General features: G+C 82.3%; 1 protein-coding gene. It reads left to right on the forward strand.

The genetic code is table 11. From position 1 onward, the window contains the following. A partial coding sequence (locus ACU8YC_RS25240; RefSeq protein ID WP_446895994.1) for a hypothetical protein occupies positions 1 to 725 on the forward strand: 725 nt, incomplete at both ends.

Below are 725 nucleotides of genomic sequence, written 5' to 3' on the forward strand. Positions count from 1 at the left end.
AGCCGATGGCGCAGCGAATCGTGCTGTTCGCGTCGACGACGGGCGAGCTCGCCGCGTTGCTGCGCGCGTTCGTCGACGGACGGGATTCGCCGTGCCTGCTCGACGGCGCGGTGACGGCTGCCGCGCGAGCGGCGGGCCTCGACGCGGCGCAGCTCGCGCAGGCGGCGGCCTGGCTCGCCGGCAAGCGCGTCGACCGTCCGCCCGCCGGCGGGACGGCGAAGCGCGTGCATTTACCGGCCTATCCGTTCGCCGGGCGGCGCTGCGGCGCGGCCGGATGGGCGCGCGCCGAGGCCGGCGCGTCGCGCGACTGCGCGGCGGCGGGGCCGTGCGAGGCGCCCGCGGGCGTCGCGGCCGCCGCGATGACCGTGGCGGCCGCCGGGCCCCGCGTGGACGCGACGCCGTCCGCCGCGGCCGACCGCGCGCGCGGCGCGGCGCGGCCGGCCGAGCGGCCCGCGGCCCGCGCCGCCGCGCGGCGCGGCGCGCCGGCCCCGCGGCAGCCCGCCCTGTTCGGGGTGCGGCGCCGGGCACACACGGTCCAGGCCGGGCTCCACCCTCTCGCGGGGGGCGGCTGGGTCGTCACCCTGGAGGACGTCAGCACCCGGAAAGCCACCGAGGCCCGGGCCGACGCGATGGCGCGGCTCGACCCGCTCACCGGCCTGGCGGACCGCCTGCTCCTGCGCGAGCGCCTCGCCGCCGCGCTGGAGCGGCTCGCGCGCCCGGGCGAG

Source organism: Citrobacter sp. VF227 (assembly GCF_052950715.1).